At 36.8% G+C, this 12998-nt stretch carries 9 protein-coding genes; 7 read left to right on the top strand and 2 right to left on the bottom strand.

Annotation, left to right across the window (positions count from 1 at the left end; all coding sequences use genetic code 11):
* Nucleotides 1-251: 251 nt before the first annotated feature.
* The 3 genes from ACQ76T_RS12695 to ACQ76T_RS12685 all read left to right on the top strand — a co-directional run bounded on the left by ACQ76T_RS12695 (nucleotide 252) and on the right by ACQ76T_RS12685 (nucleotide 3945).
* Nucleotides 252-1586 carry an amidohydrolase gene (locus ACQ76T_RS12695; RefSeq protein ID WP_431343651.1) on the top strand — a complete coding sequence of 445 codons (1335 nt, stop codon included), beginning with the start codon at nucleotides 252-254 and terminating at the stop codon, nucleotides 1584-1586.
* A 194-nt stretch (nucleotides 1587-1780) separates the two neighbouring features.
* Nucleotides 1781-2626 (top strand): AraC family transcriptional regulator, encoded by an 846-nt coding sequence (locus ACQ76T_RS12690; RefSeq protein WP_431343650.1) that lies wholly within the window; start codon nucleotides 1781-1783, stop codon nucleotides 2624-2626.
* An 80-nt stretch (nucleotides 2627-2706) separates the two neighbouring features.
* On the top strand, nucleotides 2707-3945 hold the full coding sequence (locus tag ACQ76T_RS12685) for an amidohydrolase (protein WP_431343649.1): 1239 nt from the start codon (nucleotides 2707-2709) through the stop codon (nucleotides 3943-3945).
* Nucleotides 3946-4446: 501 nt separating this feature from the next.
* On the opposite strand, the gene ACQ76T_RS12680 is transcribed toward ACQ76T_RS12685, so the two are convergent.
* Both ACQ76T_RS12680 and ACQ76T_RS12675 read right to left on the bottom strand, forming a co-directional pair.
* Nucleotides 4447-5856 carry a hypothetical protein gene (locus tag ACQ76T_RS12680; protein WP_431343648.1) on the bottom strand — a complete coding sequence of 470 codons (1410 nt, stop codon included), beginning with the start codon at nucleotides 5854-5856 and terminating at the stop codon, nucleotides 4447-4449.
* Between the two features lie 46 nt (nucleotides 5857-5902).
* The gene (locus tag ACQ76T_RS12675) at nucleotides 5903-8692 is read right to left on the bottom strand and encodes a TonB-dependent receptor domain-containing protein (protein ID WP_431343647.1); all 2790 of its coding nucleotides are present in this window, start codon (nucleotides 8690-8692) and stop codon (nucleotides 5903-5905) included.
* 324 nt (nucleotides 8693-9016) lie between these two features.
* Between ACQ76T_RS12675 and ACQ76T_RS12670 the strand changes: the two genes are divergently transcribed.
* From ACQ76T_RS12670 to ACQ76T_RS12655, 4 genes are all read left to right on the top strand, one after another.
* A complete protein-coding gene (locus tag ACQ76T_RS12670) occupies nucleotides 9017-9691 on the top strand; it encodes a response regulator (protein WP_292012013.1) in 675 nt (224 codons plus the stop codon).
* 48 nt (nucleotides 9692-9739) lie between these two features.
* Nucleotides 9740-10771, top strand: a complete 1032-nt coding sequence (locus ACQ76T_RS12665) for a sensor histidine kinase (protein ID WP_431343646.1) — start codon at nucleotides 9740-9742, stop codon at nucleotides 10769-10771.
* Between the two features lie 134 nt (nucleotides 10772-10905).
* Nucleotides 10906-11505, top strand: coding sequence for an IS1096 element passenger TnpR family protein (locus tag ACQ76T_RS12660; RefSeq protein WP_431343645.1), 600 nt, complete (start codon nucleotides 10906-10908; stop codon nucleotides 11503-11505).
* A gap of 139 nt (nucleotides 11506-11644) precedes the next feature.
* On the top strand, nucleotides 11645-12994 hold the full coding sequence (locus ACQ76T_RS12655; RefSeq protein WP_431343644.1) for an alpha-amylase family glycosyl hydrolase: 1350 nt from the start codon (nucleotides 11645-11647) through the stop codon (nucleotides 12992-12994).
* Nucleotides 12995-12998: the final 4 nt, after the last annotated feature.

Below are 12998 nucleotides of genomic sequence, written 5' to 3'. Positions count from 1 at the left end.
AATGGATAAAGAGCTTGATAAAATATCCATAATGTTTGTCACTCCGAAGGATTCTCAACAAAGTAAAACAACATAATCTGGATTGCTACGGAATGACAATTGCCATGGATGCCTTTTTATTGTAATTTGAAAATATAAACCAGGTATTTTAGCAAGTAACCGCTACAAAGCATAAATCATACAGATTTTGTAATAAACCATACACCTCGTTCAGAGTACTTCTTTTTAATTTTGTCATAAATAGATTGGAAATGAAGACTTCAGACAATACCATATCCCGTAAGGATTTTATTAGAAATTCAGCATTGGCAATGGCGGGATTTACTTTAATACCCAGTATCATGACAGCATCACCGCTTTTTGAACAGAATAATAGTCTGGCAAAAGGGAAAATAAGTCTTAAAAACGTTCGTCTTGAAACAGGTTTTACCTACGAAGAAGGTGAAGTTGCTTCTACCAAAACCGATCTGTTCTATATAGAAATTGAAAAAGGAAAGATTACTAAGATTGCTCCTAATCAGCCGCATTCTAAAGCAATAGATGCCAAAGGCCTTTTGATGTTGCCTGCATTTAAAGATATGCATATTCATCTGGATAAAACTTTTTATGGAGATCATTGGCAGGCCGTGAGAAAAAGAACCGGAGGCGTAAAAGGAATGATTGAGCTTGAGAAGAAGATTCTCCCTGAAATGTTGAAAAACTCAACATTCAAAGCTGAAAAAATGATTGAATTATTACAATCAAAAGGAACTTCTTTTGCAAGAAGTCATGTGAATATTGAACCAACTTCAAAACTGCAGTCTTTAAAAAATCTTCAGAAAGCTTTAGATAACAAAAAGAAAGGATTTGGATCAGAATTGGTAGCATTTCCGCAACATGGAGTATTTTATACAGATTCTGTACCTTATCTTAAAGAAGCTGCCGCCATGGATATCGATTTCATTGGTGGAGTAGACCCATTCAATATAGATGGTGATATAGAAAAGGTAGTGGATTTTACTGTTCAGCTGGCTTTAGACAACAAAAAGGGCATCGATATTCATTTACATGAAACTGCCGATTCCGGATTAAAAACAGTAGAATATCTTATTAAAAAGGTGAATGAAAATCCTTCATTAAAAGGAAAAACTTATCTGAGCCACTGTTTTATATTGGCCAAACTGGAAGCCACAAAGCAGGAAGAAATTGCAGAAAAACTGGGAGAAGCACAGATCGGAATCGTTTCTACCATTCCTTTTGGAAGAATGATTATGCCAATTCCAACATTATACAAACATCATGTAACGGTTTTAACCGGTAACGACAGCATTGTAGATCACTGGAATACATTTGGAACAGGAAGTGTACTTCAGAAAGCCAATCTGATGTCGCAGTTATATGGGTATTCAACTGAGTTGATGCTGTCAAGAAGTTTGAAATTGGCCACAGGAAATATACTTCCGTTAGATGATAAAGGAACTCAACAGTGGCCTAAGGCCGGTGATCAGGCAGATTTTGTTCTGATCGATGCAAGCTGTTCAGCAGAGGCAGTATCAAGGATTTCTGAAGTGAAGTCACTGGTGCATCAGGGAAATGTTGTTTTTTAACTGAAGATTCATAACGGTGAAAGCTTTCCTATTTCTTTGAAATTCGGATATTTTAAACGATAAATTCTTTGATTTTTCAAAACAGAATATAATTTAGTGAGTGTTTTTTAGCCACAAAGGGAATCGTAATTTCTTTTGTGGTTATTTTATTTTTTCTCATAAATTTTATTAATTTTAGAAGAAATACAGGTTGCGTGAGCTATCATACAGAACATTTTCCGGTTTTAGGAATTCATGAGTTTAATGAAAATCAGCTGAAAGGCTGTCATTTGTTGTTCAATGAACTTCATGGAGCACGCTCTATTGATGCCCCTCATAAGCATGACTTTTTTATCATCAATCTTTTTGAGCATGGAGTAGGCTCACATACCATAGATTTTACAGAATATCAGGTGAAAGACTTCCAGATTCATCTTGTTTTTCCGGATCAGGTTCATCAGTGGGTCATTGAAAAGGACACTGTGGGATATCAGTTGATGATCAGCAGAGATTGGTTTGAAAGTTTTTTACCTTCATTAAGATTTTCCGCTTCTTATTATCAGAATCATCCTGTTATTAACCTTTCTAAAGATGATTTTGAGGTGTTTCTGTATGAATTTCAGGCTATTCAGAAAGAACTGAATGGAGAAAATGTGTTTTGGGATCTTATTCAGAAACGTAGTGAGCTCATAGGTTTATTGGTCAGTAAAACGGTGGAAGGAGCTTTTAAAGATTTTGAAGTCTACAATTCAAACCCTATCATTTCAAAATTCCTGTCCCTTATTGATCATCATTTCAAAACAGAACGATCTGTTTCCTTTTATGCGGATAAGCTTAATATTTCTGCCAATTATCTGAATATTGTCTGTAAAAAAAATCTTAATGCTTCTGCTTCATCTCTTATTCAGGATCGTATTTTACTGGAAGCAAAGCGCCTTTTAAAAGTGTCTGAAATGTCGGTGAAAGATATTGTATACGACCTCGGTTTCTATGACCATGCGAGTTTTTCAAAATTCTTTAAAGCACAGACAGGGATGACTCCTTCCCAGTTCAAGGAATAATTTATACAAAATAAGACATAATTAATACACCGGTTTTCGGATGAAGCTGATGTAATTTTGTAGGGTTAAAATATTAAATCATGCAATTCCCTTATCAATCAGCTGCAAAAGGAAAATATACCTTAAAAAATGTCCGCCTGGAAACAGGTTTTGAATACGAAAATGAAGAGGTTATTGGTACAAAAACAGACCTTTTCAGTATCGAAATTGAAGATGGAAAAATTAAAAAGATAAAAACCAACGATCCTTCTTCCCATGCAATAGATGCCAAAGGATATCTGATGCTTCCTGCATTTCGGGATATGCACATTCATTTGGATAAAACATTATACGGACTTCCGTGGCAGGCACTTTCTCCGAAGAGAAGAACCGTAAAAGATATGATTGCCTATGAACAGGAAATCATTCCCAAACTGTTGGAAACATCCGTAGAAAGAGCAGAGCAGCTTATCAGTTTACAGCAACATTACGGGACTCATTTTGCCCGAACCCATTTCAATATAGACCCGACTTCAGGCTTGAAATCTCTTGAACATCTTGAACAGGCTCTTGAAAATAAAAAAGATTCTTTTAAAGCAGAACTGGTTGCCTTTCCACAGCATGGAGTTTATTATACAGAAACGGTTCCTTTAATGAAAGAAGCCGCTCAGCTTAAAAGTGTAAGCTTTATTGGCGGATTGGATCCTTTAAGTATTGATGGGAGTATTGAGAAAGTCATGGATTTTACTGTACAGCTTGCACTGGATCATCAGAAAGGAATAGATATTCACCTTCATGAAGTAGGAGAGTCCGGAATAAAGACCATCAACTATCTGATAGATAAAGCAATTGAAAATCCTGCACTTCAGGGAAAAACATTTGTAAGCCATGCTTTTGCCTTGGCTCATCTTTCTCCTAAAGAAACAGAACAGATTGCAGAAAGACTGGCCGCAGGAAAGGTTGGGATTGCTTCTTCCGTACCTTTCAATAAAACCATAATGCCTATTCCAACTTTGAAAAAATATGGCGTAAATGTATTGATAGGAAATGATAATGTACAGGATTATTGGAGTACTTTCGGATCCGGAAGTATGCTTCAGAAAGCTAATCTGATTGCCGAACTGTATGGGTATGCAACAGAATTGGCATTGTCCAGAGCGTTACAGTTTGCGACTCAGAGTACGCTTCCTTTAGATGAGAAAGGGAATCAGCAATGGCCTAAAGCTGGTGATGAAGCAGCAGTAGTCCTTGCAGATGCTTCATGTTCGGCAGAAGCTGTTTCCAGAATTTCTGAGATAAAAGGTTTGATGCATAACGGGAATTTGTTCCTGAGAAATTAATTGAAACGTATATATTTTTAGGTAATTACACACAATTTTGCACTAATGCGGTTATCTTATTATGATGACTCTGTCATTCTGAATGTAACGAAGTGAAATGAAGAATCTAAGCTATATTATGAGATTCTTCCTTCGTCAGAATGACAGTAATGTAAAATTGTATATAGCCCCCTATTTTTATACCCTTGTTTTTTGTGAAGCAGTCATCGTGTTTTCGGTGGCTGTTTTTTTTGTAATTAAGATTTAGAAATTCAATTTGCTTTAGTGATTCGTAGAGATTAATTGTACATATGAGTATAAGAAATGTTGAATTCATCCTTAGTTGGATGTTGAATAGGGAGTCGGATTGTGATGGAATTTATGGTGTACGCTTATTCAATGTAAACACTTATTCATATTGAAAATTCCTGTTTGAGGTGATTATATACAAAAAGCCTTCGGAAAGAGTTCCGAAGGCTTTTGATTTGAAATGAAATCTAACTACTATATTGATGTAAAATATTACAGGTTAAAGTTGGTCCATCCAGCATACCAAGTGTCATTAGCATCTGCAACAGCACCTCTGTACGTTACTTTCTTGAACCAAGTGCTCAGTTTAGCATTGGTGAAGACTCCGCCTGTTAATAATGGAGATCCGGCAGAAGGCGTAAAGTTTGGTGTTGTTCCTGCAGGAGCCCATGCACCGGCAAGTTTTAAGTCAGCGGTAGAAGCAAGGATCGTGTTTCCTTTAGCATTATACCAGCTTGTAAGGTCGTTGATTGTATAAGTTGTTGGCGTAGAAGTAGACGGTCCGAATTTTAAAGGAGTCGTGTTTCCTGCTAAAATATTGTTTTCAAAGAATAATCTGTTTCCTACAATATTGTTATCTGTTGGTGTACCTTTAGTAGCATCAATGAATAAACCTACAGGGAATCCTGTGAACGCTGAGTTAAATACAGATATAGTAGAGTTTCTTCTGATCTGTAATGCATTCTGGAATAATGAGTTGATAGATCCAGGAGCCGCAGAGTTGATTGGCCCGATGATCGTCATGTTCGAGAATGTAGCAGATGTTTGAGGTAATAAAGAAGAACCGTTTGCATCGTTATCAGACTCAAATGCGTTAGAACCTGAAACGTCAGCTACCTGAGGATCTCTTACCGCAATACCGAACTGTATATTTCCTGAGAAACCGTTATCAGTATCGAAATCATCATCAAGACCTTTGTAAGAAATAAGGTGAGAACAGTTTACGGTACCTCCGAACCACTCAAAACTGTCATCGTTAGCGTAAGCAACCTCTACATAATCTACTGTAGTACCGTTACCAACTCCTCCGAATGTAAGTCCGTTGATCTCTTTATCCGGTAAGAAAGCATATCCAGCATATTCAATTCTTACATATTTTAAGATACCACTGTTATCAGCAGCATTCGTTCCTCCGTAAAGTCCAAGACCTTCAGAGTTGTTGATTCCTCCTTCAATTTCTCCAACACCATTTACACCACCGAAAGATGCGTTGGTAGGGGCATTTCCTAAGATCACAACACCTGCCCAGTCACCTCTTTTAGGGCTTGGTTTTTCAGATGTGAAGATGATAGGGTTCGCAGCAGTTCCTTCCGCCATTATTTTACTTCCTTTTGTAATGATAAGAGCACCGTTTTTATCTGCCTCACCTACGATTTTTGTACCAGGCTCGATGGTTAAAGTAGCTCCATTTGTTACATATACTAATCCTCTTAGTTTATAAATTTTATTAGCTTTAAGGGTAAGATTTGATGTGATTTTTCCTGAAAGAATAAGATTTTCAGTTTCTCCGTTTCCGTTACCTCCATTTTGAATGATGGTAGGTCCATCTTCTTCTATATTTCTACAAGCGGTAGTTGATACTATAGCGCCAAGCATTAAAGAATATAAAACGAACTTTTTCATGTTATAAAGAATTAAATTATTTTTATTAGATTATTTGTTGATTGAATTAAAAACTGTATCCCAGTGTTAAGCTGATATTGGTTCCCGTAAGTCTTTCAATAGCAAGAGCATCTTTGCCGTCATATTTGCCATTGTCGTTCAGGTCATGGTAGAACTTAGCACGACGGTTCAGGATATCTGAAACATTAAGCTTGATTTCTCCTTTGTTTTTCCAGATTTTCTTAGCTACCTGGAAGTCTAGTAAAGGTCTTGGTGCTTCCCAGATTGGTGGAACCTGATCGTTTCCTACATAAAGTATTCTTCTCCCGATCATGTTGAAAAGTACAGTAGAGCTCCATCCGCTTTTCTCTGCATCATACTGAAGGCTTAAGTTGATGGTGTACGGAGACTGTCCCTGCATGGGTCTGTCGATCTTCGTAGCCTCATCTGTTACTCTGTTCTTGATCAATGCGAAGTTTCCACCTAAAGTGAAGTTTTTAAGAGCGCTTGCGAAGTCAAGTTTTTTTCTGAATTCAAGCTCCACTCCATAAGCATCGGCTTTATCTACGTTAAGATAGTTGAACGTGTTACTTGTACCTACCCCTGATTGGTTAAAGTACAGCTCGATCGGCTTTTTGAAGTTTTTATAGAAACCTGCCACGGAAACGATCTCTCCGTTTCTTGGATAGAATTCCCAACGAAGGTCAGCATTTGTAATTTTCGTTCTTTCAATAGATTTGTTACCAATCACAGTAGCTCCCAGATCGAAATCATAATATGCCAAAGGAGAAACCTCTCTGAATTCCGGTCTTACCACAGTTTGAGAACCTGCAAGACGGATGTTCATTTTAGGATTTATCTTGAATGTTAAGTTTACTGCTGGTAAGAAGTCGGTTACCCGTGTATTTACAAAACGGTCGTCACTTCTTTTTGTGCTTCCCACTAACTGGTCGAAATTCTCAACTCTTAATCCCCAAATAGCTCTTAACCATGGTGTAAAGTTGTTGTCAAACTGTAAATATCCTGCATTAAGGATCGTGTTGGCGATATATCGGTACTGATCTCCGGCGATTTCATCAAACGTAAATCTTCCGTCGTTCCCGAAGTTGTTTGGATTAAAAATAGTCTCAAATGGTTGAGAAAGTAATCCCTGATTATAATTTTCAAGCCTTACAGAGAAAGGTCTTGAGTTGTAAATTCTGTCTTTTACCTGGAACAAATACCCACCTTTGATGGTTTGTTTCTGCCCAAACATTGTGAATGTTTTAGAAATATCCCCACCGGCATTATATAAATAGTCGCTCAGAGTAGAGTAGAAAACACTCCCGGATTTCTGGGAAAGACCGTTAGAGATCAATGCCAGATAAGGGCTTCCGTCTATGTTTGTATATTGGTTATACTGCAGACGCTGTAGCAATGGAATATACTGATCCAGGATCCCGAAACTTCCGTACCAGTTCACCGTAAAGCCACCCAGAGCATCTATTTTATGAGTACCATTGATGGTAGAGTTATAGAAAGTAGTTTGTTTAAAACCTATTTCCCTTGCCATGATGTTGGTTCCATTGATCGGATCAAATTCGAAATCTTTTCCGGTTCTGAAAGACATATGGTTCACCGTATTGCTGGTGATGATGTTCTTTAGGGAAATTTTATTATTGTTGTTAAACTTTAAAGAAAGGTTCAACATCCCTCCCAGGATCACGTCATTACTGTACTTTTCAGTAAAATAATCAAAGTTGGTGTCTGCAAGTTGATTGTTGATGGTAAAGAAACGGTTGGTAGACTCTGTTCTTCTCTTATTATTGCTGTAATTCACTACTGCGATTACCCCTAGATCCTTTCCGAAAAGCTTTGTATTGAAACCTCCGTCCAATTGAAAACTGATATTTTCAGGGTATCCTACTGTGTTGTATCCAAAATTCTTAGTATATCCTTTACCAATTTCAGTTTTCTGCGCTTCTGTTAAAATACTGAATGCATTTTTGGCAGGCATATTAGTAGGAATTTTTCTTGTACCGTCATCTATCCCTAAGAAGTCCCATTTTCCGCCTTTCTGCATATAAAATTCCTGCCCCATAGTGGCGGTGTTACCTCCAACACCTACCTGTACATTCAGGAAATCTTTATTGGGAATATCTTTTGTATTTACCTGGATCAATCCGCCTCCCCATTCACCTGTATATTCAGGAATAAAGGTCTTGTTGATCACCAGTGTTTCAATAACGTTCGCTGGAAAAAGGTCAAAAGAGAATGTTTTACGGTCTGGTTCCGTACTGGAAAGCTGAATACCATTTAACATTGCCTGGTTATAACGGTCAGATAAACCTCTTACGACAATGTATTTTCCGTCGAATAGACTCACCCCTGAAACTCTTTTCAGAACTTCTCCGGTATTTCTGTCCGGGCTTCTTTTAATAGCTTCAACCCCGATAACCTGAGAAACTACGCCGGCATTCTTTTGCAATCCGATAGTAGAAGCGATGGTTTCTTTTCTGGCGTTTGATCTGATGACAACTCCCTCAATTTCTTTTTCTTTGGTAGTTGGCTTGTCCAACACAATATCAAGATGAGTATTACTGTCATTTTTTACAATAACTTCACTGATCTCTTTTTTGTTGTACCCATTAGAACTTACTGTTATAATGTAATTGGTGCCGGGTGATAAGTTGATAGAGTAGTATCCGGAAATGTCAGTAGTTACTTCCTGATCATTTACTTTTACTTTTACACCTTGTATAGGAGTATTGTCTTTTTCATCCAATACCCTACCTTCCAGAATCTGACTTTGTGCAAACGCATAGCCAGCAGAAAACAAGGCAAGTAGCACAATGCTCTTGTGGAGTTGTTTTTTCATTATTACTTCTTTTACTTCTTTTTCAAGGGCAAAATAAAGGCTAAGATTTTAAGAAAACTTTAGGAGAATTTTAATTAATTGTGAAGTTTGTGTTAATAGATAAGGTCTATTAAAAGGGCGTGGGATTCATTTTTTATCTATGTATTTTTTGTTTTTATTTTAGAAAATATTTAGTATATTTGTTTTATATTTATTTATTGAGTGCTTTTTTTGTTGATTTTTCAATTTAAAATTGACAATTTGTTTTTTAATAATTAGTTAACATAGTATAATAACGAAGACCAATGAAAATAGCTATTTTTGTGGGAATTCTTAAACTAGAAGATGAGCAAAAAAATTCTTTTAATAGACGATGAACTGGACATTTTAGAGATTCTGTCTTACAATTTAGAAAAAGAAGGATATGATATCTATACAGCCACTAATGGTAACGAAGGTATAGAAAAAGCAAAGGAAATTATCCCTGATCTTATCCTGCTAGATGTAATGATGCCTGAAAAAGATGGCATCGAAACCTGTCAGGAACTTCGTAAAGTGAAAGAACTTCAAAAAACACTTATCGTTTTTCTTTCCGCAAGAAGCGAAGAGTTTTCTCAATTGGCGGGCTTCCAGGCGGGTGCTAATGACTACGTGGTAAAGCTGATCAAACCGAAAATCCTTATTTCTAAAGTAAATGCCTTATTACAGCTAACCTCTCAGGTTTCTGATAACGCCAAACTGATCGAAATTGGTGATCTTGTTATCGATAAAGATAATTTCAGAGTTTCCAAAAGCGGGCAGCAATTTCTTTTACCTAAAAAAGAATTTGATTTACTTTATCTGTTGGCTTCCAATACTGAAAAAGTTTTCAAAAGAGAAGAAATTCTGGAGAAAGTTTGGGGGAATGATGTGATTGTAGGGGAAAGAACTATTGATGTTCACATCAGAAGATTAAGAGAAAAATTAGGAATCAATACCATTCAGACTTTAAAAGGTATTGGTTATAAACTGATCGTTTAATCATAAAAAAGTTCTAACTTTACGTTCAATCCTTAAAATTTTGTAAAATTGAAATTTTACAGACTTACCCTTGTTGCCTCTTGTCTGCTGACATTGGTGATGCTTTTTTTAGTCATCATTTTTGATTCACTAAAAGATATCTATCAGGAGACCCCTTTATTTAAGACCGGTCTTCTGATCTGTGTAATACTCATATTTATTATCAATTATGTGGTTCTCGAACTTCTTTTCAACTATTACGGAAAGAAGCAGGTAAGAGGACTTTCCGGTATTCTTCCTCAGGAAATGGTTCAGGATAATGATGAAAATATCACCATTAAAGAATTGGGGGAAAGATTCTCGGACCTCAACCAGCAGAGAGCAACGGAAATTGATATGATGAAGGAAATGGAAAGCTACCGTAAAGAATATATCGGAAACGTTTCCCATGAACTGAAAACCCCTCTTTTTTCTATTCAGGGTTATGTAGAGACCCTGAGAGACGGCGGAGTAGACAACCTTACCATCAGAGACAAATATCTCGAAAGAATTGATATATCGGTGGAAAGGCTTATTGCTATTGTGAAAGATCTTGATATGATCAACAGGCTGGAAGCAGGAGAAATTAACCTTACCGTTTCAAAATTTGATGTCAATCTTCTGATAAAGGAAATCTTTGACCTTCTCGACCTTGAGGCAGAAAAAAGAAATACAACATTACAGATTCAGACCCTTCATCCGCAGATTTTTGTAGAAGCTGATAAACAGAAAATTTCTCAGGTTTTTATTAATTTGATTTCCAATGCGATTCATTACGCTAACAGACAGGAAGCTAAAGTTATTGTAAAAACCAGCATTCTGAAAAATAAAGTTTTGATAGAGGTAATCGATAATGGTATGGGGATCAAATCTGAAATTCTTCCAAGAATCTTTGAAAGGTTCTACAGAGTAGAAACCAGCCGAAGCAGAAGAGAAGGCGGTTCCGGATTAGGTTTAGCGATCGTTAAACACATCCTTGAAGCTCACAACGAAAACATTACAGTAGAGAGTGTTTATCTTGAAGGAACAAAATTCAGTTTTATGCTTGAAAAAAGTAAATAACTTCGGCAAAATGTAAGAAAAAAAAATATTTTAAAAAATCCTGAAATATTTTTTTGTCACCTGTCATTTATTATATATTTGCACCAGAGATTTATCATAATTATAAAGGCAAAAAAGTAATTTAAGAAACTGATATGGTTTACAAAATCCGCGTAATATTAGATGCGAAAGAGGATATTTTCCGTGATATTGAAGTTAAGGGAAAACAAACATTATGGAACTTACATTTAGGAATTAAAAGTGCATTCAGTCTGCAGGGAGATGAGCTTTCTACTTTTAATCTGTTAGAAGATGACGGAACGATAGTAAAAAGTGTTCCGTTGGAAGATATGAGCGATGATGGTGACGGTGAGATTATGTCAGACGTTTACATTGATGAGGCTTTTGAAAGTGTAGGAGACAAAGCACAGTTCCAGTACGGGCTTTTAGATCTTTGGGAATTCTTCTGTGAGCTTATAGAAGTAATCGAAGAGACTAAAGGAGTAAATTACCCAATTACAGTATACCGATTTGGAAATGTTCCCTTGAAGGCTCCAAGCAAGAACGGAAGTGCAGGAGGAAGCAAAAAGAAATCAGCAATGCCTTTGGCAGACGATGAATTTGGATTCGATGATGATTTCGGAGCTGGAGGAAACTTCTCAGACGAGGATGATGACAATTTCGATGATGAGGAAGAAGAAGACTACAACGATGATGTCTTTGATGATGAGGATGACAATGATGATGAAAGATAATCAGTAAAATATACGGCCCCGGATTTTAATCCGGGGCTTTTTTTGTCTTTTCAGTAAATAACCCATCTATAGGTTTATCTTTTTATAGTTTCCCCTTTTCACCCAGAAAACAATCCTTACTTTTGTTAAAAATAGATTAATGAAAAAATTAATTTTATTAACAGCAATTGGTCTGGGAATTGTTTCCTGTACCACTCAAAAAAATACAAAGAAGATGACAGTATTGCCAAAAGAATGGAAACACACCACCAATATCTATGAAGTAAATATCAGACAATATACTCAGGAAGGAACCTTCAAGGCTTTTGCCAAAGAAATGCCCCGACTGAAATCTATGGGAGTTAAAACCCTTTGGTTTATGCCCATTACCCCCATCGCTCAACTGAAGAAAAAAGGCAGCTTAGGAAGTCCTTATGCAGCCGCAGATTATACCTCTGTCAATCCGGAGTTTGGAACCCTGCAGGATTTTAAAGATATGGTGAATGAAGCACACCGATTAGGTTTTAAAGTTATTATCGACTGGGTTGCCAACCATACCGGATGGGATCATGTCTGGACCAAAACACATCCTGAATTTTACCTAAAGGATCCGGATGGACAATTTCATATCGCTTCAGGTATGGATGATATCATCGAACTGGATTATAAAAATCAGGAAATGCGTCATGCTATGATCGATGCAATGAAGTTCTGGGTACAGGAAACAGATATCGATGGTTTCAGATGCGATCTGGCTTCATGGGTAGAAGTAGATTTCTGGGAACAGGCCCGTCCGGAAGTGGAAAGAGTAAAGCCCCTTTTCTGGCTGGGAGAATTTGACGAGCTGGAAAGTCCTGAATATGGAAAAGTTTTTGATGCCAGCTATTCCTGGAAGTGGATGCATAAATCCGCGGATTATTATAAGAAAAATGAACCTCTTCAGGAGCTTAAAGATTTGCTAGTACAATATTCCAACATCGGAGACGCTTCTATGAGAGCGTGGTTTACGGCAAATCATGACGAAAACTCATGGAACGGAACAGAGTACGAAAAATATGGAGTCATTACAAAACCTATGGCAGTATTCTCTGCAACGTGGAATGGAGTTCCATTATTGTACTCAGGGCAGGAGCTTCCCAATATGAAAAGACTTGAATTTTTCGAAAAAGATGCCATCAAATGGACCAACACGTATCAGGTTGCCGATTTTTATAAAACATTATTAGAATTAAAATCTTCTAATCCGGCTTTAAGAGGCGGAGATTCCAATGTAACGACTTATCTGCTCAATACAACGGCTAATGATAAAATTCTGGCGTACGTAAGGAAAAACGGAAAAGATGAAGTACTTGTTGTACTGAATATGTCAAAAGAATCTGTCAACTTTTCGATTGAAGATGAACATCTATCGGGTACATTCAAAAATATTTTTGATAAAACCAGAAGAGATTTCAATAATGGAAAAGATTTCAGTTTCAAAGTTTCAGATTATGCTGTATTTGAAAAATAAGCAG

Origin of the sequence: Chryseobacterium sp. JK1, from assembly GCF_050632815.1 — a bacterium.
Classification (GTDB): Bacteria; Bacteroidota; Bacteroidia; order Flavobacteriales; family Weeksellaceae; genus Chryseobacterium.
This window is presented reverse-complemented; position numbering and strand designations above follow the sequence as displayed.

Excerpts from the sequence above, each read along its gene's own strand:
- ACQ76T_RS12675 (WP_431343647.1), bottom strand. The coding sequence starts at position 8,692 with ATGAAAAAACAACTCCACAAGAGCATTGTGCTACTTGCCTTGTTTTCT.
- ACQ76T_RS12695 (WP_431343651.1), top strand. The coding sequence starts at position 252 with ATGAAGACTTCAGACAATACCATATCCCGTAAGGATTTTATTAGAAAT.
- ACQ76T_RS12685 (WP_431343649.1), top strand. The coding sequence starts at position 2,707 with ATGCAATTCCCTTATCAATCAGCTGCAAAAGGAAAATATACCTTAAAA.
- ACQ76T_RS12670 (WP_292012013.1), top strand. The coding sequence starts at position 9,017 with ATGAGCAAAAAAATTCTTTTAATAGACGATGAACTGGACATTTTAGAG.
- ACQ76T_RS12680 (WP_431343648.1), bottom strand. The coding sequence starts at position 5,856 with ATGAAAAAGTTCGTTTTATATTCTTTAATGCTTGGCGCTATAGTATCA.
- ACQ76T_RS12655 (WP_431343644.1), top strand. The coding sequence starts at position 11,645 with ATGAAAAAATTAATTTTATTAACAGCAATTGGTCTGGGAATTGTTTCC.
- ACQ76T_RS12660 (WP_431343645.1), top strand. The coding sequence starts at position 10,906 with ATGGTTTACAAAATCCGCGTAATATTAGATGCGAAAGAGGATATTTTC.